The following is a 20,170-nucleotide window of genomic DNA, read 5'->3' on the forward strand; positions in this document are numbered from 1 at the left end:
AACCGCCCCTAACCTAATGTGAACATGGTATAGAGGCGGTTTTCAACTACAAATATAATTCATTATTTAATGGCAACTTCTTTGATTAATTCATTATATATTCTCATAATATCAGTCATTCCAAATTTTTTACCCTGTTGATTATAACGAATTTTCTTTCTAGCCTTCTTATTCAAGTCAGCAACTAAATCTTTTGGAATCACAATATCCAAGCCTGTATTAATATCTTTATAAGTTCCAATAATATAATTCTTTGTTACTGGAAATAAATTCTGTGGCAAGAAAGCTCTTTGCTCACCTAATACATATCCAAAACTAATATTATCACATATAGAATACTTTTTAATTGATTTATCATATTCCGCTTTATACGTAGATATTTTTGATGATATTGGAATCATCCAATAGATTTCTTCATCTGAATTATTAAACTTAAACAAGTAACAACATGGTCTTCCGTGTTGTTTGCCATTCACCATTTCTTTATTTTCTAATAATCCGCATCCTTTGAATTTTTCATAAAATTCATCTTTTACAAAATATAATTTCCCTACTTCCACAATTCTCCTTATGTACAAAAAAAGGGGGTGTCGCACTAAATTAATGCAATAGTCTCTAAACCACAAAAGCCAGACTTCAAGAAGTCGGGCTTTTATGGTTTAATATAAGTATGCAGCTACCTATATTGCAACAAAAAGATTATACAAATTTAATGTCAAATTTATTTAAGTGAGAGAAAAAAGAAGTGCTATTTTTTATAACGTAAGTTGTGATTTTGTTCCTTTGGCAGCACGTTTCTTCATACGTACTTTTTTGACATTATAACGCTTGTCATCAAAGGCAAACTCTTCAATTTCAGGCTCAAGGACACAAGCATAAAGAACTTTGTCATTACCATCTAAATCAATTCCTTTTACACCTCGGCTGTTTTTCTTCATTTCACTTGTTTCGTTTAAGATATAGCCTAAGGAAGCCCCTTTTTCGGTTAAAAGAATTACTTTCATATTTTCTGAGTTTAACTGGTGGGCAGATACGGCATTAATACCAGCTAGACGGTCGCCATCTGCTAACTTTGTCGCTGCGATGCATGAACGTATCGTTTCAAACTCCGCACCAGAAACCAGTTTTACAAAACCATCTTTAGTTGCAAAGAAGACCATGCTTTCAAATAATGCTTCGAAAGAAATGAAAAGCAGAATCTCTTCTTTGCCTACTTTGCATAGATTATGAATTAAAGTACCTTTATCACGTATCTTACATCTAGGAATACTAGAGACTTTGATTTGGTACATATTTCCTTCGGCAGTGAACAGGCAAAGTTTATCCGTATTCTGTATAGGAACCTGATGAACATATTCCATTAGGGTTTCTTTGCCTAGACGCTGATAGCTTGCAGCATCAATAGATTTTGTATATCCGAAGCGATCCACTAAAATGTAAAGATCTTCTATTTTTACTTCTTCCACATAGTCTTTAGCACCTGCATTCTCAAGCATTGTTTTTCTCTCTTGCGGAAACATTTTCTTATAACTTCTTAGTCTTTGCTTAATCACTTTGTATAGTTCTTTTTGGTTTCCAAGAACCGTTGTGTACTTCTCGATATCTTGTATTAAAGAATCGCTTTCTTCGTGAAGCTTTAGGATTTCCAAGCCAATTAATTTGCTTAATTGCATAGATAGAATTGCTTCTGCCTGACGTTCTGTAAAATCAAGAGTGGAAGCAGTACGTCTGGATTCTTCAGACTTAAAGCGAATGTCATCTGTTTTTCCTGTCATTAAACATTCTTTTGCCTGTTTCACGGAAGAACTTCCACGTAATATTTCAATAATTAAATCTATAATATCCGTAGCACGTACCAGACCTTTTACGATTTCCAGCCTTTGATTTGCTTTGTGCAGCATGTATTCATATTCCTTTGTATACAGCTCTATCTGGAAGGATACAAACTCACTAATTAAAGATTTTAAATTAAAAGTAATAGGCTGTTTTTCTTTAACAGCAAGAAGATTCACACTATAGGTATCTTCCATAGCTGTTTTCTTATACAAGCCATTTAACAGGTTCTCTGCATCACGGTCCTTTTTTACTTCAATAATAATTCGGATGCCTTCCTTGGAAGACTCATCCCTTACGTCATACATCTCATCAAAAACTTTGTCTTTCATAAGAGCTGCTAAGTTTTCCACCAGTTTTGTTTTATTACCTGCAGCCGTGTAAGGAATCTCAGTAATAACAATATTTTTCCGGCCATTGTCACCTGGTTCAATTTCACATTTTGCACGAATCTTGATACGTCCTTCGCCCTGTTCATAGATCGTTTTTAAATCAGCTTTGTTTACAATGGAACCACCTGTTGGAAAATCGGGTGCTTTAATGTATTCCATCAGCCCTTCCATTGTAATGGCTGGGTTGTCCATGTAGGAAATAACGCCATCAATCACCTCACAAGGATTATGTGGGGGAATATTTGTGGCCATGCCGACAGCAATTCCCGTTGTACCATTGATTAACAAGTTTGGCAGCATAGCAGGCAAAACACTAGGTTCTTTTTCGCTTTCATCAAAGTTAGGAATAAATTCAACTAGCCCTTTATCCAAATGTTCTAATAGCGTAATCGCTCCTGTGGAAAGACGAGCTTCCGTGTAACGCATAGCAGCTGCACCGTCTCCATCAATGGAACCAAAGTTGCCATGACCATCTACAAGTGGAATCTGGAGAGAATAATCTTGTGACATATGAACCAAAGCATCATAAATTGAGGAATCACCATGTGGATGGTATTTACCCATGGTATCTCCGACAATACGTGCGCTTTTTCTGTGCGGCTTGTCTGGATTTAAACCTAATTCCTTCATAGCATATAGGATTCTTCTTTGCACGGGTTTTAGTCCGTCCCGCACATCTGGCAATGCACGGGAAATGATAACGCTCATGGCGTAGTCTCGATATGATGTGCGCATTTCCTCGGAAAAATCCAATTGTATAATATTATCCATTATCTTATTCATTATCGTACCTCACCATTCTTTTTCATGACCTTTTAGGTATCAATGTTAGCATATTTTGCTTCTTCCATAATAAAAGCTCTTCTTGGAGGTACCTCACTACTCATGAGCTTCTTCGTAATTTCATCTGCATCCGCAGGATCACTAATAGTAACCTGGGCAAGAATTCTGGATTCTGGATTCAGGGTAGTTTCCCAAAGCTGTTCCGCATCCATTTCACCAAGACCTTTGTACCTTTGTACGTGAAGAATCCTGTTGCCAGGAATTCGTTTGAATTTCTCTAGTTCGAAATCATTATAAATGTATTCGGACTTTTTCTTTTTGCCACGTTTTCCAGCTTCTGCAGTTTCATATTCTACTTTATATAATGGTGGAAGACCACGGTACACTTTTCCTTCATGAATTAGCTCAGGCATAAAGCGGTAGAAGAAGGTTAATAAAAGCGTGCTGATGTGGGCTCCATCTACATCTGCATCTGTTAAAATGATAATTTTGCCGTAGCGAAGTTTATTAATATCAAAATCGTCTCCAATGCCACATCCAAAGGATGCAATCATGGATTTGATTTCATTGTTTACTAGAATTTTATCTAAAGTTGCTTTTTCTACATTTAGAATTTTTCCACGCAACGGCAGAACAGCCTGTGTTTTACGGTTTCTTGCTGTTTTCACTGTACCACCAGCGGAATCTCCTTCGACGATATACACTTCACATTCTTCCGCTTTTTTGGAGGAACATGCAGCCAGCTTGCTCTTGGTATCCACATCATTTAACTGTTTTAAAGCAGCTGTTCGAGCCTTATCCCCGGCTTTTCTTGCATTATAAGAACGCATGGAGTTGTCAAGGATCTTCTTTAATTCGTCTACATTTTTATCAAAATAACGTTGTACTTGAGTACTGAACACATCGTCAACAGCAGTTTTGGCATCCGTATTACCAAGCTTTGTTTTGGTCTGGCCTTCAAACTGAGGATCTGGATGCTTTATGGAAATGATGGCAACAAGTCCATTACGGATATCACGGCCGTCAAAATTATCATCCTTATCCTTTAGAATGCCTAGTTCTCTGGCATACTGATTCATAACTCTAGTCAATGCAGTTTTAAAGCCAGTTACAAGAGTACCACCGTCTACTACATTAATTCTATTACAATAGGAATAAATCTGTTCGTTAAAGTTCCTGGTGTACTGGAAAGCTGCTTCCACTTCGATGTCGCCACTAGCACCTTCTACATAAACAACTTCCTCATTTAAAACTTCCGCATCTCTGTTCAGATAACGGACAAAACTTTTAATTCCGTACTCTTCCAGATAGGTAGTTGTTGTACCTGTAAATTCATCTGTAAAATTGATTTTTAAATTTTTGTTAAGAAAGGCAATTTCTTTTAGTTTCTTCTGTATTACTTCGGATTTGAATTCTACTGTTTCAAAAATAGAAGCATCTGGATAAAAAGTAACTTTTGTTCCAGTATCGCTTTTTTTGCATTTTCCTACCACAGGAAGAAAACCATCTACTAATGCAGTAGCTGGATGTCCGCCATTTTCATAGGAATCACGGTAAACCTCTCCGTTACGTTTGATCTCAACTGTTAATTTGGAAGAAAGAGCATTCACAACGGAAGCACCAACCCCATGAAGGCCACCGGATACTTTGTATGCTGTATTGCCGAATTTGCCCCCCGCATGAAGAATCGTATATACAACACGGGCTGTAGGTATTTTTTTTGCAGGATGAATGTCCACAGGAACACCACGGCCATTATCCTGAATGGTAATCCCGCCATCTTTTTGAAGAATGATTTGGATTTCAGAACAAAAGCCTGCAAGATGTTCATCAATGCCATTGTCTAGAATTTCCCAAATTAAATGGTGGAGACCTCTAGAACCAGTGCTTCCGATATACATGCCAGGTCTTTTGCGGACTGCTTCTAATCCTTCTAAAATAACAATTTGACTACCGTTATATTGTTCCATTTAAAAACTCCTTTGTTTATCAAATTATGATTTTTCAATCACCTTGAAAAACTCAATAATTAGGTATTATAACACAGCAAGTAATAAAATTCCATATAAACTCATCTTCATTCTTGTTTCCTGTTTTGACAAATTTTCCAAGAAATCGTTCATAGCAGAAGAATAGAATAAAGATTGACAGAAAAAAGAAAAAGAATTATAATAATAAGAACTATTACTATTTATAATTGAAAAATTTCAGGAGGGAATATAGGGATGAATTGTGTTGAAGTAAGAGAAGGAATTTATTTTGTAGGGGCAGCAGATTGGAATGTTCGAAGCTTTCATGGTTATTCAACTAATCGGGGGGCAACTTATAATGCGTACTTAATTATTGATGAAAAAATAACACTTATTGATACCGTGAAAGCTCCGTTTGCAGAAGAATTAATTAGACGTATTTCTGATATTATAGATCCTTCCAAAATTGATTATGTAGTATCCAATCATGTGGAAATGGATCATTCCAGTGGAATTCCAGCTATTATGGAAGTAGCAAAAAATGCAGTAATTGTAACCAGTGCTCCAAGTGGATTAAAAGGTCTTCAGGCACACTATGGAAGTGATTATAATTATATGGCGGTAAAAGCCGGTGAGACTTTATCCATAGGAAAGAGAAGCCTTGCTTTTGTAGCAACACCAATGCTTCATTGGCCTGATAATATGGTTACCTATTGTCCAGAGGAGAAAATTTTATTTTCCAACGATGCATTTGGGCAGCATTTTGCCTCAAGCAAGCATTTTGATGTAGATGTGAATCTGGAAGAAGTATATCAGGAAGCAAAAAAATATTATGCCAATATTTTGATGCTTTATGGAAAACAGGCTGCGAAGGCTCTTGAGATTGTAAGAACTCTTGATTTGGAAATGATTTGTCCAAGCCACGGAATTATCTGGACAAAGCATATTGCAGAAATTCTGGATAAATACGAGGAATTTGCAACAGGAAAAGCAAAGGACAAGGCGATTATTGTCTATGACTCTATGTGGCATTCTACAGAAAAGATGGCCCATGCAATTTTAGAGGGATTCGCAAAGAAGGGTGTGGAGACAAAGCTTTATGATTTAAAGGAAAATCATATTTCAGATATTATGACAGAAGTACTAGATGCCAAATATATAGCAGTAGGTTCCCCTACATTGAATAATACGATGATGCCTACAGTAGCAGGTTTCTTGTGCTATATGGAAGGACTCCATCCAGAAAATAAGAAAGCATTTGCATTTGGTTCTTATGGCTGGGGAGGTCAGGCAGTGGTAAAAATCCAGGATAAGTTAAAAGAAATTGGATGTGAAATCATTTGCGATCCTATAAAAACTACATATATTCCAAGTGAAGAAGTGCTTAATACCATCGAAACTTCAATTGAAACATTGATATAAGTAGAAATTGAGAAAAATTATTGTTTATAAAGGTCTTGCCAAATTGACTTTTGCATGGAAGGATGTTATAGTATTCCTAAAAAGAAACACTATTAGAAGAGGGTGGCCAATGGAATTTATAGATAGATTATTAGAATTTGGTTTGACAAGGCAGGAAGCAACTATTTACCAGACTTTATTATTACATGGAGAAGTTACAGGATATGAGGCGGCGAAGCTTACAGGAATTTCGAGGTCCAATACGTACAATGGGCTTGCAGGCCTTGTAGAGAAAGGTGCTGCATATGTGATAGAAGGAAATGTCACCAAATACATTCCGGTGGATGTGAAAGATTTTAGTGCCAACATTATCAGAAATCTGAAAACCCTTAGAGAAAGCTTAATTGAGAGTGCGCCAGATAAACTTGTGGAATGTCAAGGATATGTGACTATTACAGGAAAAAAACATGTGATGAATCAGCTGCGAAATATGATCCAGAATGCAGAATACAGGATTTATGTGTTAGCGGGGGAAGATTTACTAGCAGAAGTAAAACAAGAGCTGGAGAACCTGCAGAAAAGAAACATAAAGATTGTTATCATTACCGATAAGCCATTTCGTGCAGTGGAACATATTACAGTATATCAGAATGATGGTCCTATACAGCAGTTTGGCGTGATTATAGACTCTCAGGAAGTATTGACTGGAGAATCAGCACAAAGAGAAAATACGGCATGTCTTTATTCAAAAAACAGTAATTTTGTTGCTGTATACAAGGAAATGCTTCGTAATAAAATCAGCTTAATTACCTTACAAGGAGGAAATGAAAAATGAAAAAGAAGACATTTGTAACATTAGATCAGGTAAAGGAAATGAATCAGCAATATCCAACTCCATTTCATTTATATGATGAAAAGGGAATAAGAGAGAATGCTAGAAAGCTGAAGGAAGCATTTTCCTGGAATAAAGGTTTCCGCGAGTATTTTGCGGTAAAAGCTACACCAAATCCATTTATTTTAAAAATATTACAAGAGGAAGGCTGTGGAACGGACTGTTCTTCCTTAACAGAACTTATGATGTCAGAAGCTTGTGGTTTTACGGGAAGCGATATCATGTTTTCCTCTAATGTGACACCAGCAGAAGAATTTAAGAAAGCGAAAGAACTAGGTGCATTTATTAACTTAGATGATTTTACGCATATAGCATTTCTGGAAGAAACAGCAGGTATTCCTGAAACCATATTCTGCCGTTATAATCCAGGAGGCTTCTTTAAGCTGGGAACGGATATTATGGATAATCCAGGGGATGCAAAATACGGATTTACAAAAGAACAGCTTATAGAAGGATTTAAGATTTTAAAAACAAAAGGGGTAAAACAGTTTGGCATTCATTCTTTCTTAGCAAGCAATACAGTATCCAATGAATATTATCCTATGTTAGCAAAGATTTTATTTGAACTTGCTGTAGAAGTGAAAGAAAAAACAGGAGCGGATATTAAGTACATCAATTTATCAGGTGGTATTGGAATTCCATATACACCAGATAAAGAACCTAATGACATTATGGTGATTGGGGAAGGTGTTCGTAAAGCATTTGATGAAATTCTGGTTCCAGCAGGAATGGGAGATGTATCAATCTTTACAGAATTAGGCCGTTTTATGTTAGCACCTTATGGATGCCTTGTAACAAAAGCAATTCATGAAAAACATATTTATAAAGAATATATTGGTGTGGATGCGTGTGCTGTAAATCTTATGCGTCCAGCTATGTATGGTTCTTATCATCATATTACGGTACTAGGAAAAGAAGATGCACCTTGTGACCACAAATACGATGTTACAGGCTCCTTATGTGAAAATAATGATAAGTTTGCAATAGACAGAATGCTGCCAAAGATTGATATGGGAGATTATCTTGTGATTCATGACACAGGGGCTCATGGTTTTGCAATGGGATACAATTACAATGGAAAATTGAAATCAGCAGAAGTTCTTTTACAAGAAGATGGTACAACAAAATTAATCCGTAGAGCAGAAACACCAAAAGATTATTTTGCTACATTTGATTTCTGTGATATTTTAGATAATGTGAAACAATAAGGAAAGATTTTATATTTTGTAAGGACTTTTTTCATAATTAGTTATATGAAGAGAGTCCTTTTTCTATTTTTTAGAATTTTTATTAATGATTTTAATGAATGTGCCGATAATAACAATATAGCAATAGAAGGGTTGTGGTGAAGATGAGAATTAATTCAGTTAAGCAGGTAGAGCAGATCTACCAGAAGACAAGTGCAAAAAGCAATGTAGCCAGTGCCAGAAAAACTTCATCTGATCGCATCGAGATATCGAATATAGGCAGGGATCTGCAGGTTGCTAAAAAAGCAGTCAGTGAGGCAGAAGATATAAGATGGGATAAAGTGAACGCTATTAAAAAGCGTATGAAGTCCGGCACGTATAACGTGACTTGTGAAGAAGTAGCGGAAAAAATGGCAGACAGCTATTTTAGCACGACTGTTTAAGGAAACAGCAGGCAGTATAGTAAAAAAGTGAGGTTTCATTAGTGGCGAGTCTTATTGAAGAGTTGATTCAGACACTGGAAAAGGAAGAAAAAGTTTATGAAGAACTCCTTCCAGTGGTGGAAAAAAAAGCACAAATTATAATTAAGAACGACTTGGAAGAACTGCAGAGAGTTACTGCTGCAGAACAGGATTATGTAGACTTGATTACAAGTCTGGAACACAATAGGAATAAAATCATTTCTAACATTGGAATTGTAATGAATCGGAAACCAGAAGAACTGAATTTAAAAGCAATTGTTGCAATGTTAGAAAAACAGCCTGCTGAACAGGAAAAGCTAGGCAGACTTCATGATTCTCTCATTAAGAAACTCGGCAGGCTGAAAGATTTAAATATGCAGAATAAGATACTGATTGAACAGTCCCTTGAAATGATAGAATTCAGCATGAATGTGATACAAAGCGACAGGATAGCCCCTGTGAATAATTACAATAGAGCAGCAGCAACACAGAATATCCCAATGAGCCAGCGGGGAATGTTTGATGCGAAACAATAATGGTATATAGAATCAGGATGCAGGTTTATCCTGCATTTTCATATAGAGGACATTTATGTGACAGTAAGAAACATAGTAGTATGGTTGGAATAGAAGAGGATAGATGAGTATGGGAAATATAATGACAAGTATGTGGACCGGAGTTTCTGGCTTAAAGACAAACCAGTCCAGTTTAAATACGGCAGGTCATAACCTTGCCAATATTAATACAGAAGGTTATGTCAGACAGCAGATTGTAACAAAGGACACAATATATAATTCTATTGGAACATCGCATATCTCTGAACTTCAGGTTGGTTATGGAACCAATATTCAGGAAATACGGCAAGTCAGGGATGTCTTTTTAGATAAAGCATACCGCATGGAAGTGGGAAGACAAGGATTTTATGAGGCGCAAAGCGAGGCCACACAGGAGATAGAAGCAGTTTTAGGGGAGCTAGAGGGAGAAGCGTTTCATCAGGACATTACGTATTTCTGGAACACATTGCAGGAACTGGCGAAAGAACCGGACAGTATTGTAAAACGTGCTGCAGTGTTATCTGAAGCCAGTACGTTATTAGAACGTGCACAAAGTATCTATGATGCATTTGGCAAATATCAAAAAAATCTGAATACCCAGGTACAGGATAAAGTAAATAGAGTAAACCAGATTGGCCAGCAGATCAAAGAACTGAATGATAAAATTGTCCGTTATGAATGTGCTTCTGAGAATGCCAATGATTTAAGAGACAGCAGAAACCAGCTTTTAGATGAACTTGGGAAGATAGTTAAAATTTCCTACAGTGAAGATTATATGGGCAATGTGGATGTCAGTATAGAAGGAAGGCAGTTTGTCTGGGACAGAAGTGTATATGGACTCACAACAAAGACGGTGGAAGATTCTTCATCACTTTTGGAAGTTGTGTGGGATGATGGACAGAATACCCCATTGTATGATTTGACACAGGAATGCAGAAGTGATAATAACAGTAATATTGGTTCCTTAAAAGGCATTCTGATAGCAAGAGGAAATACCAGTGCTAATTATACGGATATTCCGGTTAGAGAGAACTTTAATTCAGATGCAGACTTTGATGATGCAGTAAAGAAATATAATGCAGAAGTAAACTCTTCCGTTATCCGGAATACCATGGCTCAGTTTGATCAGCTGATACATGGCATTGTTACAGCAATTAATGATGTGTTATGTCCAAATGTATCTTTTGATACATATAAGACAGGGATGGGCATTAATGGGAATGGTTTTACGGTGACAGGCAGTGATGGTACGGAAATAGATATGTCTAAAGTAAAAGTATGGGATGAAGCCAATGCACCGGTAGGCATGGATCCAAACCACACACCTCGTCAGGAGCTATTTGAAAGAAAATATACAGATCGTTATATGGAAGCGGATTTGTCTTATGTAGATGCCAATGGGGATCCGCAGACTCGTAAAATTTATATTTATAATGAAGAAAATCCTGCCAATGTATATTCTTTGTACTCTATTGATTCAATTCAGATTAATGATGAGATGCAAAAAGAAGTATCACTTTTTCCACTGAGCAGTACCAGTTTAAGTGGCGGTACAGCACAGTTTGCTTTTGGCAAGTGCCAGCAGCTGGTGGATGTATTTAATATAAAAGGACATACGCTATCGCCAAACCAGCTGACAAAATATACATTTGCTGATTATTACACAGCATTTGTTGGGGAAGTGGGTACAAAAGGAAATATGTTTGAATCCATGGCGGCAGAACAGCAGACGGTTGCAAGCAATATAGATAACCAGCGTTCTACGGTATTAGGAGTTTCTTCAGAAGAGGAATTAACCAACATTATTCGTTTCCAGTACGCATATGGAGCGAGTTCAAAATATATTAACGTAATTAATGACATGTTAGAGACCATTATTAATTCAATGGGATGATTTTTAATTTTAAATAGAAAGAAGGGAAAAACATGGCGTCCACATTTTTTGGTTTATCTATTGCAACATCGGGGCTGTATGCAAGCCAGGCTTCCATGAATACAACAGCACACAATGTTTCCAATGCCAATCGAGAAGGATATACAAGACAGCAGACCGTTTTGAAAGCAAATAAGCCGATTTCAACCAATAGTTCTTATGGCATGATTGGTACGGGAGTTGTGACAGACAGTATTATTCAGATAAGGGATTTGTATTATGATACAAAATACAGAACCAATCAGGCAATTTATGGCAATTATTCAACACAGCAGTATTATATGCTTAGTATTGAAAATACATTTAGTGAAGTAAATGCAGAAGGAATTACAAAATCTTTTGATAATTTTAATCTTGCTATGCAGGAACTTTTAAAAGATGCAGGTGATAACGCAAAAAGAACGCAGGTTTCCAGCATGGCAGCAGGATTTACAGAACTGGTAAATTCTATGGCGAATACATTAGAAAAGCTGCAGGGTGACTGTAACGAAGAGATTAAAGTTTGTGTGGAACAGGTTAATTCCCTTGCTTCACAGATTGCTTCTTTAAACAAGCAGATTAATACCATTGAATTATCAGGGCAAAATGCCAATGATTTAAGGGATTCCCGTAATCTTTTGTTAGACCGGTTATCTGTGTATGCCAATATTGATGTAAGCGAGACAACATTAGATAACGGAATGTCTACTATTTTCACCGTTCGTATGGATGGACAGGTATTGGTAGACAACTATGAATCAAATAAATTAGAAGTGAAACCTTTGGATATTTATTATAACCTAGGGGATATAGATGGCCTATATAACGTGATATGGAGCAATGGACAGGAATTTAATGAAGAAAGCAGTTCACTGGGAGGAAAGCTTGAAGCTTTAATGCAGATGCGGGATGGCAATAATCTTGAAAATTTATCAGGTGCAGGTGACGGCAAAGAAGGCGAAACCGTTTTAACCTTAACAGAAACAAGCTGTAATGATATTAGCCGGCTGTATGCACCTGCACAAAAAGGCGTGCTTACAATTGGAGCTAATGAGTACCAGTATTCCTCTTTTGACTGTGAAGTGGTGAATGGCAAATACACCTATAAGTTTCATTTGACAACTTCTCTTTCAGAGGATGTTGCAGGGAAAGAAGTACAGGTTGGAAAAAGGGTTTCTACGAAAGGCATCCCATATTATATGAATCAGCTTACTGATTTTGTAAGAACATATGCTTCGGAGTTTAATGCAATTCATAATAAAGGACAGGATTTAAATGGAGTGGAAGGAGTGGATTTCTTTACTGGCAGACAGGCAAATTCGGATAAACAATATGAGTTTGCTGAAAATTTAGAAAGCTTTACATTTTCTTCTACTGTAGATCCAGATACAGATGTAAATGCCAATGGAAATCTGAGTGCAACGTATTATAGTGTGAATTGTAAAAACTTTACTGTAAATAATGCCATAGTTTGGGAGCCGGATAAAATAGCATGTACCCAGAAAATCGTAGATGGCATAAGCAAAAACGAGATTTTACAGGAACTAGTAGATTTGAAAACCGATCCGTCAATGTTTAAGCAGGGTACACCAGATATGTTTCTTCAAAAGCTGACGACCGATTCAGGAACAGATGCGAAAAAAGCGACTACATTTACTTCTAGCCAGGAAAATATTCTGAAGGTAGTAGACAGTCAAAGGATGTCCGTTTCAAGTGTTGATCAGGATGAAGAAAGTATGGATCTGGTTAAATTCCAGAATGCATACAATCTTTCATCTAAAGTAATACAGACAATGAACCGTATTTACGACACCTTAATCAATGGATTAGGAATTTAAGATGAAGAAAGAGGAGGGAAGGCGTTTATGAGAGTAACCAGTAAAATGATGACGAGTAATGCACTGAATAATATTAACCGGAATAAAACCAATATGTCGACTCTTGCCAATCAGTATTCCACACAGCAAAAGATACAGCGGCCATCTGAGAATCCGGTAATAGCAGTTCGTTCTTTGAAATACAGAACAAGCGTTGCGGAACTTGATCAGTATGCCAAGAAAAATGTTCCGGATGCAATGTCGTGGATTTCCAATACAGAAACTGCACTAAACAGTGTGAATTCGATTTTGACTAATATGAATACGTATTTTAACCAAGGTTCCAATGATACATTAGAGACCTCAGAGCGTGTTGCGTTAAAACAGACTTTGTCTGAATATCGTGACCAGATCTTTCAGTGCTTGAATTCTGATTATGCAGGAAGATATTTATTCACAGGTTACAGGACGGATACTTCGCTTATATTTGATAAAGAATCGAAAGATACCATGTACAATATAACAGAGACATTTAAAGATACAGATTTGCAGATTTTTACTTATATCAAAGCAGACTTAAAATATTCGGATACCGCAGCTGCCAATGATTACGCTAGCAATGCGGCTTCCAGCAATAAAGGTTATAAGCTGAATCTTGCTTATAATGAAATTGGAATTGCACAGGATAATGATGGAAATGATATCATGCCAGTGCTTTCTTATCAGACAGCAGAAGGAGCAGCACCACAGAATATTCCAGTTAAGGTTGTTTCAGTTGCAGATAAAGATGCATATGATGTTGGAACGAATCAGGCAGTACTAATTAAGGAAACCGGGGAAATTATATTAAGCAAGGATTCTTATAGCAAATTAAATGAAGCGTACAGTTTCCAAGTGAATTACAGCAAACAGAATTTTGACAAAGGGGATGTAAGACCAGAGCATTATTTTGACTGTACTGCCACAGATGCACAAGGCAATGTATATCAATATACAAAGCCGGCAAATCAGCACATTGAATATGAAGTGAATTTCAGCCAGAACATAGTAGTGAATACATTAGCCAATGAATGTGTGGATTTCAAAATTATCAATCAGCTTGATGATATCATATATCAGATTGAAAAAGTAGAAACAGCGGAAAATAAACTGGCTGAGATTGAAACTATGCTGGTAAATGGAACATATGCAGGAGATAAAGATGCATTAACCGAGTTAAAATCTCAGGTAAAAAATGAATTGGCTCTTGAAAAGAGTGTACTTCAGGAAAGATTTGGAAATGGCATTACTACCACCACCAAAGTCCAGGCAACTGTAAATAAGGCGGTAGCGGATCTTGGAAGCCGTTACAAACGTCTTGAATTGACAGAAGCCAGACTGGAAGACCAGCTTACTTCTTTTAATGAAATGCTTACTACAAATGATACTGTTGATATAGAAGATGCGATTGTAAATTATACGGCAGCATTGACTGCTTATAATGCTTCTTTAAATGCAACAGCTAAAATCGCACAGAACAGCTTGCTGGATTTCTTATAAAAAAGATTCAGTAACCGAAAGGAGAATGGAACGTGCTTATTAAAACTAGATGCTTTGGTGAAGTTGAGATTAGCGATGATAAAATTGTTGAATTTCCAGAAGGAATTTTAGGATTTGAAGAATTAAAAAGATATACGTTGATTTATGATGTTAAGGAAAATGGGGAGAAGGCGAAGATAGCCTGGCTGCAGGCGGTAGATGAACCGGAACTGGCACTGCCTGTCATTAACCCATTTGAAGTGAAAAAGGACTATGACCCAGTCATTAATGAAACATTGATGAAGGATTTAGGAGATGTGAATTCTGAAAATGCGGTTGTATTGCTTGTTGTTACCGTACCAAGCGATATAACAAAGACAACAGCCAATTTAAAGGCACCAATTATCATTAATTCTGATATCCGAGTAGGTGCTCAGCTGATTGCAGAAAACAGGAATTATGTAGTGAAGTATCCGATTATAAAGAACGATGATAAGGGGGAAAAATAATGTTAGCCCTATCTAGGAAAGTGAATGAATCTATTGTTATTAATCAGGATGTAGAGATTACGATTCTGGACATAAAAGGGGATCAGGTAAAAGTAGGAATCAAAGCACCAAAAAGCGTACCTGTTTTCCGGAAAGAAATATATCTGCAAATTCAAGAAGCAAATAAAGAGTCTGCCAATAATATGAGCAATGTTGATAAATTAAAAGAATTATTATAATCAAAAGGAGGTACTGGATTAAATACAGTGCCTCCTTTTGGCAAATGCAAATTGGAAAGACTTTATTAGAAATAGTATAAAGTTTACTTTATTCTATGCCGATAAAATACATAGGATAATAAGATAAGGGAATATCTTTTAAATTACATGGAGGTGAATATATGTTAGAAAAAGTGAATGGAGCCAATCCTTCAGCAAGTCCGGCATATAGTAGTGAGGCTGGTGCAGGTGCATCTGTAAAAGGCGGTCTGGATAACAGGCAGGAAGCAGGAAGCAGTACGTCAGCAGACAGGAAAAAAGGTTCAGAAAACAGTTCTGCTGATAACAGGAAAATCAAGGATGCAATTGACAAAATGAATGCAGATATGCGGTTTAAGAGGACAGGATGTGAGTTTACATATCATGAAGAGTGCAATCGTGTATCCATTAAATTATATGATGTTACTACCAAAGAAGTGATTCGAGAGATTCCTTCCGAGGATACCATTAAAATGCTTGAAAAACTAAATGAAATAGCAGGGCTGATGATAGACGAAAAAATGTAAAGGAGGTTTTTATCATGGCGGTTCGTTTGACAGGTATGATCTCTGGACTGGATACGGATGCAGTTATCCAGGAACTGGTAAAGGCACAGAAGAGCAAGAATAAAAAAACAACGGATAAAAAACAGCTGCTGGAATGGAAACAGGAAAAGTGGAAAGAGCTTAATACAAAATTATATAAATTGTATACAGGTACAGTCAGCAATCTCCGTCTGCAGAAAAATTATTTAACCAAAAAAGCGGTTGGTTCTGACGATACAAAAGTTTCCATTACGGCACAGAAAGATGCTCCGGAAGGTTCCCATCAGGTATCTGTAAAACAGCTGGCAAGTGCCCAGTATGTAACCAGTGGGAAAATTACAACGGATGGTTTTAGTGAAAAAACAAAGCTTGCTGATATTGGCTTTGCTGCAGGTTCATCTGTAATAACAATTAAAAATGGAGATGAGGAACAGCAGTTAGGGGTAAGCAGCAATACAACCGTAGGTGATTTCTTAACAGCATGTAAAAGTGCAGGATTAAATGCCAGCTATGATAGCAGGCAGAAACGCTTTTTTATCAGTTCGGCAAGCAGTGGAGTGGAAAATGCATTTTCCATTACGACAGGAAATTATACAGCACAAGGAGCTGCTGCAAAGGCTGATATTGAAAAGCTGGTAAATATGAGTGTTTCTAGTACAGCCTCATCTGTTAATAGTTGTCTGGTTTCTTTGCAGAAGAATGGAGATACTGCCCAAGCAGAAGAACAGCTTATCAAGTTGGCAAAAGAAAACTCCAATGCGGATGCTACAGCAAAGGCGACAAAATATTATAATGAAATTCTGAAACGGAATACTTCCTTAGAGGAAGAGGAGATTAAGAAGATAGAAGAAAAGCATGCCTCTATTGAAAATGAGGAAGAACGTGCTGAAAAAATAGCAGAAGCAAAACAGAAAGAACTGGATGCAAAGATCAATTCAAAACTGAATTCAGCAGAATATCAGGCTAAAATTAAGGAAGCAGTTGCCAATGGATTATCGGAAAGTGATGTTGCATCGGAATTAGGCTTAACGGATGCTTCTGAAACTGCAGAATATACATTTGCAGATCAGGCTGCACGTGATTTGACAGTGGAAACCGCCATGAAAAGTGCCATTGCCAATTATAAGGCAGTTTATGCAGATGGAGGCGGTGCTACTAAAACTTCAGGAACGAGTCCGTTAGCTGCTTTAGGATTAGGTGAAATTGCAGCATCCGATGAAGATAAGTCCGCATCGGATACGGGAAGCTATACATATGTTGCCGCAAAAAACAGCATTATCAATTACAATGGCGTTGAATTGGAAGATTCATCTAATACCGTTTCTGTAAATGGATTGACAATTGCTATTAAAGGCATAACAGATACACCGGTTTCCTGCAGTATCTCTAGAGACACAGACTCTGCATATAATATGATTAAAGATTTTGTAAAAGAATATAATGAGATACTAAAAGAAATGAATACATTATATTATGCAGGTTCTGCACGTGGCTATAATCCATTGTCTGATGATGAGCGGGAAAGCATGTCGGATGATCAGATTGAAAAGTGGGAAGCAAAGATTAAAGATTCTTTGTTAAGAAGGGACACTTCCCTTGGAAATGTCACAAATGCCATGAAAAATGCTTTGCAGAAAAGCGTGACGGTAAAAGGAAAAAATTATTCGCTGGCTTCGTTAGGCATTCAGACTTCTACTGATTATACGGAAAAAGGCCTGCTTCACATTATGGGAGACGCAGAGGATCCGCTTTATAAGGATCACAATAATAAGTTACAGCAGGCATTAACAGAGGATCCGGACTTAGTAATGGAAGTAATGTGTGGTGTAGCAAAAGAATTGTATTCTGCAATGGCGGATAAAATGAAAAAGACATCTATGAGCAGTGCTTTGACATTTTATAATGATAAAGAGATTGAGAACCAGATTAAAACACTGAACAAAAGGATTTCCAAGGATGAAACTGCTTTGAAGAATCTGGAAGACAAATATTACAGCCAGTTTAGCAAGATGGAGACGGCCTTGGCAAAACTGCAGCAGCAGCAGTCATCCTTGGCAGGTTTACTAGGTGGCTGATGATACATAAAATCTACGTCAGGTAGGAAAGATAGATGGAGGAGAGCATATGTCATTTAATGCGGCGGCAGCTTATCAGAACAGCAAGGTCCAGACGGCCTCTGGAGCTGATTTAACTTTAATGTTATATGAAGGGGCAATTAAATTTTGCAATATTGCAAAAGCTGCAATTGAAAAAAGGGATATTCAGGGGGCAAATACCAATATTCAGAAAGCAGAACGTATCATTTTAGAACTGCAGGCAACGCTGGATTTTAAATATCCTGTTGCGGAGAACTTTAATAACGTGTATAAATATATTCAAGGAAAGCTGTTTCAGGCAAATATTAAAAAAGATGCAGATTTGCTTGAGGAAGCCTTGACGGAGATCCGGGATATGAGAGATATCTGGAAACAGGTTATGGCTAAAAGCAGGATGAAATAGCTTCGGAAAGGAGTAAGCCTTGAATAATATTGTATATGTAAAGGTGCTTGCAGATTCCCTGCAGAAAAAGTACAGTGCATTGCAGTCTATATTAGACATTACCAAAAAACAGGAAGAACTGCTGTTTCAAGATTTTGAAGAAGAATCATTTCTTGAGACAATAGCGGGAAAACAGCGTTTTCTTGATCGGATTGCAGAGCTGGACAATGGGTTTGAGGTGGTTTATAACAGAGTCAGGCAGGAACTTGCTTTGGACCGTTCCCAGTATGGGGAGGATATTGCGTCAATGCAGAAGCTGATTGCAGGGATTACGGAACTGGGAATGGATATTGAAGTACTGGAAAAGCGCAATAAGATGCAGATGGATAAAATATTGGAGGAGAGAAAAGGACAGTTACGTGAGATGCGCAGGAATAACAGTGCAGCCTCTAATTATTATCGCAATATGGTACATCAGCAATACAGCCAGTCGTATTTTCTGGATAAGAAAAAATAGGGAAAAGGTGCAGGGCCAGGAATGGGTTCTGCACCTTTTTATGGGACTATCCATTGTATGGAAAGGTTTTGTTTTGCAATCTGCCAGTTTATTTTATAATATAATTATAATATAAAAAAAATAAAAAAAGTTTCAAAAAACTATTAAGTTTCTTTTGCACAATCCGATATATATTACAAATGTAAGAGTTATATATTACATGGACAGCAGAGTTTGGCATAATGCAAAAATCAACCATTTAATTTAAGTAGCATGGATGCTACTGGAAATTCAAGGAGGAATGAATTATGAGAATTCAACACAATATGACAGCTGCTAACACAAACAGAATGTTAGGTATTACAAACGATAACGTTGCAAAATCTGCAGAAAAATTATCTTCAGGATTTAAGATTAACCGTGCTGCTGACAATGCTGCTGGTTTAAAGATTTCTGAAAAAATGCGTGGACAGATTAGAGGTTTAAATCAGGCTTCTATCAATGCGCAGGATGGTATCTCTATGGTACAGACAGCAGAAGGTGCTTTAAATGAAACAACTTCCATTCTTCAGAGAATGAGAGAATTAACAGTACAGGCTGCCAACGATACAAATGTAGCGGCTGACCGTGAATCCATTAAGGAAGAAATTGAGCAATTAGAAAAAGAAATCACACGTATTGGTTCTCAGACAGAGTTCAACAAAATGAGATTATTAAATGGTACTTTATCAGGCAAGAATCTTCAGGTTGGTGCAAATACAAAACAGAATATCAGCTTTGCAATTAAGGATATGAGAGCAACAGCTTTAAGTGTAGCTACGATTCATACTCAAGTAAGTTCTTATGCTAATGCAACATCTGCTATTACTACAATTGATAATGCTATTGTAGCAGTAACTGCTCAGAGATCTGCTTTAGGTGCTATCCAGAACAGATTAGAGCATACAATTGCTAATGCAAATAACACATCTGAAAACTTACAGACAGCAGAATCTCGTATCCGTGACGTTGATATGGCTGCTGAAATGGTTAACTACAGCAAGGACGGTATCCTTCAACAGGCTGCTCAGTCTATGCTTGCTCAGGCTAATCAGGCTTCACAAGGTATCTTAAGCTTATTAAGATAATTGCAGGGTATAAAAAAAGGCTGACAGTGTCAGCCTTTTTTTAATATGAGAGAATACCA

Annotated in this window: 18 protein-coding genes; 15 read left to right on the forward strand and 3 right to left on the reverse strand. The window is 37.0% G+C overall.

All coding sequences use genetic code 11. From position 1 onward, the window contains the following. Window positions 1-62 precede the first annotated feature (62 nt). From cptIN to BMY85_RS08625, 3 genes are all read right to left on the reverse strand, one after another. A complete protein-coding gene (gene cptIN, locus BMY85_RS08615) occupies window positions 63-560 on the reverse strand; it encodes a type III toxin-antitoxin system CptIN family toxin (RefSeq protein WP_092477873.1) in 498 nt (165 codons plus the stop codon). Window positions 561-755: 195 nt separating this feature from the next. Next, window positions 756-3,008, reverse strand: a complete 2,253-nt coding sequence (locus tag BMY85_RS08620) for a DNA gyrase/topoisomerase IV subunit A (protein ID WP_092477874.1) — start codon at window positions 3,006-3,008, stop codon at window positions 756-758. Window positions 3,009-3,040: 32 nt separating this feature from the next. Next, window positions 3,041-4,978 carry a DNA gyrase/topoisomerase IV subunit B gene (locus BMY85_RS08625; protein ID WP_092477875.1) on the reverse strand — a complete coding sequence of 646 codons (1,938 nt, stop codon included), beginning with the start codon at window positions 4,976-4,978 and terminating at the stop codon, window positions 3,041-3,043. Between the two features lie 255 nt (window positions 4,979-5,233). On the opposite strand from BMY85_RS08625, the gene BMY85_RS08630 reads away from it, so the two are divergent. The 15 genes from BMY85_RS08630 to BMY85_RS08700 all read left to right on the forward strand — a co-directional run bounded on the left by BMY85_RS08630 (window position 5,234) and on the right by BMY85_RS08700 (window position 20,111). Then, the gene (locus BMY85_RS08630) at window positions 5,234-6,400 is read left to right on the forward strand and encodes an FprA family A-type flavoprotein (RefSeq protein ID WP_092477876.1); all 1,167 of its coding nucleotides are present in this window, start codon (window positions 5,234-5,236) and stop codon (window positions 6,398-6,400) included. 109 nt (window positions 6,401-6,509) lie between these two features. After that, window positions 6,510-7,214 (forward strand): TrmB family transcriptional regulator, encoded by a 705-nt coding sequence (locus BMY85_RS08635; RefSeq protein ID WP_092477877.1) that lies wholly within the window; start codon window positions 6,510-6,512, stop codon window positions 7,212-7,214. Next, window positions 7,211-8,479 carry a diaminopimelate decarboxylase gene (locus BMY85_RS08640; RefSeq protein WP_092477878.1) on the forward strand — a complete coding sequence of 423 codons (1,269 nt, stop codon included), beginning with the start codon at window positions 7,211-7,213 and terminating at the stop codon, window positions 8,477-8,479. Before BMY85_RS08635 ends, BMY85_RS08640 begins: the two co-directional genes overlap by 4 nt. 143 nt (window positions 8,480-8,622) lie before the next feature. Continuing rightward, entirely contained in the window at window positions 8,623-8,901 is a 279-nt protein-coding gene (flgM, locus tag BMY85_RS08645; protein ID WP_092477879.1) for a flagellar biosynthesis anti-sigma factor FlgM, read from the forward strand. Window positions 8,902-8,942: 41 nt separating this feature from the next. After that, a complete protein-coding gene (locus BMY85_RS08650; protein ID WP_092477880.1) occupies window positions 8,943-9,455 on the forward strand; it encodes a flagellar protein FlgN in 513 nt (170 codons plus the stop codon). Window positions 9,456-9,564: 109 nt separating this feature from the next. Continuing rightward, window positions 9,565-11,367, forward strand: coding sequence for a flagellar hook-associated protein FlgK (flgK, locus tag BMY85_RS08655; protein ID WP_177180713.1), 1,803 nt, complete (start codon window positions 9,565-9,567; stop codon window positions 11,365-11,367). Between the two features lie 32 nt (window positions 11,368-11,399). Next, window positions 11,400-13,223 carry a flagellar hook-associated protein FlgK gene (gene flgK / locus BMY85_RS08660; RefSeq protein WP_092477882.1) on the forward strand — a complete coding sequence of 608 codons (1,824 nt, stop codon included), beginning with the start codon at window positions 11,400-11,402 and terminating at the stop codon, window positions 13,221-13,223. Window positions 13,224-13,250: 27 nt separating this feature from the next. Beyond that, window positions 13,251-14,741, forward strand: a complete 1,491-nt coding sequence (flgL, locus tag BMY85_RS08665) for a flagellar hook-associated protein FlgL (RefSeq protein WP_092477883.1) — start codon at window positions 13,251-13,253, stop codon at window positions 14,739-14,741. Between the two features lie 32 nt (window positions 14,742-14,773). After that, on the forward strand, window positions 14,774-15,229 hold the full coding sequence (gene fliW, locus BMY85_RS08670; protein WP_092477884.1) for a flagellar assembly protein FliW: 456 nt from the start codon (window positions 14,774-14,776) through the stop codon (window positions 15,227-15,229). Beyond that, window positions 15,229-15,447, forward strand: coding sequence for a carbon storage regulator CsrA (gene csrA / locus BMY85_RS08675; protein WP_092477885.1), 219 nt, complete (start codon window positions 15,229-15,231; stop codon window positions 15,445-15,447). The genes fliW and csrA overlap by 1 nt, the downstream gene beginning before the upstream one ends. Window positions 15,448-15,608: 161 nt before the next feature. Next, entirely contained in the window at window positions 15,609-15,992 is a 384-nt protein-coding gene (locus BMY85_RS08680) for a flagellar protein FlaG (RefSeq protein ID WP_092477886.1), read from the forward strand. Between the two features lie 14 nt (window positions 15,993-16,006). After that, entirely contained in the window at window positions 16,007-18,085 is a 2,079-nt protein-coding gene (fliD, locus tag BMY85_RS08685; RefSeq protein WP_092477887.1) for a flagellar filament capping protein FliD, read from the forward strand. Window positions 18,086-18,134: 49 nt separating this feature from the next. Then, window positions 18,135-18,509, forward strand: coding sequence for a flagellar export chaperone FliS (fliS, locus tag BMY85_RS08690; protein WP_092477888.1), 375 nt, complete (start codon window positions 18,135-18,137; stop codon window positions 18,507-18,509). Between the two features lie 19 nt (window positions 18,510-18,528). Beyond that, complete coding sequence (locus BMY85_RS08695) at window positions 18,529-19,005, forward strand: hypothetical protein (protein WP_092477889.1); 477 nt, start codon at window positions 18,529-18,531, stop codon at window positions 19,003-19,005. Between the two features lie 287 nt (window positions 19,006-19,292). Beyond that, window positions 19,293-20,111 carry a flagellin N-terminal helical domain-containing protein gene (locus BMY85_RS08700; RefSeq protein WP_092477890.1) on the forward strand — a complete coding sequence of 273 codons (819 nt, stop codon included), beginning with the start codon at window positions 19,293-19,295 and terminating at the stop codon, window positions 20,109-20,111. Window positions 20,112-20,170 lie beyond the last annotated feature (59 nt).

The sequence above is a fragment of the [Clostridium] polysaccharolyticum genome, from assembly GCF_900111595.1.
GTDB lineage: Bacteria > Bacillota > Clostridia > Lachnospirales > Lachnospiraceae > Clostridium_AI > Clostridium_AI polysaccharolyticum.

What these genes read in the sequence shown, in the direction of transcription:
- BMY85_RS08620 (WP_092477874.1), bottom strand. Translation starts at nt 3,008, where the DNA reads ATGAATAAGATAATGGATAATATTATACAATTGGATTTTTCCGAGGAA.
- BMY85_RS08625 (WP_092477875.1), bottom strand. Translation starts at nt 4,978, where the DNA reads ATGGAACAATATAACGGTAGTCAAATTGTTATTTTAGAAGGATTAGAA.
- BMY85_RS08630 (WP_092477876.1), top strand. Translation starts at nt 5,234, where the DNA reads ATGAATTGTGTTGAAGTAAGAGAAGGAATTTATTTTGTAGGGGCAGCA.
- BMY85_RS08635 (WP_092477877.1), top strand. Translation starts at nt 6,510, where the DNA reads ATGGAATTTATAGATAGATTATTAGAATTTGGTTTGACAAGGCAGGAA.
- BMY85_RS08640 (WP_092477878.1), top strand. Translation starts at nt 7,211, where the DNA reads ATGAAAAAGAAGACATTTGTAACATTAGATCAGGTAAAGGAAATGAAT.
- flgM (WP_092477879.1), top strand. Translation starts at nt 8,623, where the DNA reads ATGAGAATTAATTCAGTTAAGCAGGTAGAGCAGATCTACCAGAAGACA.
- flgK (WP_177180713.1), top strand. Translation starts at nt 9,565, where the DNA reads ATGGGAAATATAATGACAAGTATGTGGACCGGAGTTTCTGGCTTAAAG.
- flgK (WP_092477882.1), top strand. Translation starts at nt 11,400, where the DNA reads ATGGCGTCCACATTTTTTGGTTTATCTATTGCAACATCGGGGCTGTAT.
- flgL (WP_092477883.1), top strand. Translation starts at nt 13,251, where the DNA reads ATGAGAGTAACCAGTAAAATGATGACGAGTAATGCACTGAATAATATT.
- csrA (WP_092477885.1), top strand. Translation starts at nt 15,229, where the DNA reads ATGTTAGCCCTATCTAGGAAAGTGAATGAATCTATTGTTATTAATCAG.
- BMY85_RS08680 (WP_092477886.1), top strand. Translation starts at nt 15,609, where the DNA reads ATGTTAGAAAAAGTGAATGGAGCCAATCCTTCAGCAAGTCCGGCATAT.
- fliD (WP_092477887.1), top strand. Translation starts at nt 16,007, where the DNA reads ATGGCGGTTCGTTTGACAGGTATGATCTCTGGACTGGATACGGATGCA.
- fliS (WP_092477888.1), top strand. Translation starts at nt 18,135, where the DNA reads ATGTCATTTAATGCGGCGGCAGCTTATCAGAACAGCAAGGTCCAGACG.
- BMY85_RS08700 (WP_092477890.1), top strand. Translation starts at nt 19,293, where the DNA reads ATGAGAATTCAACACAATATGACAGCTGCTAACACAAACAGAATGTTA.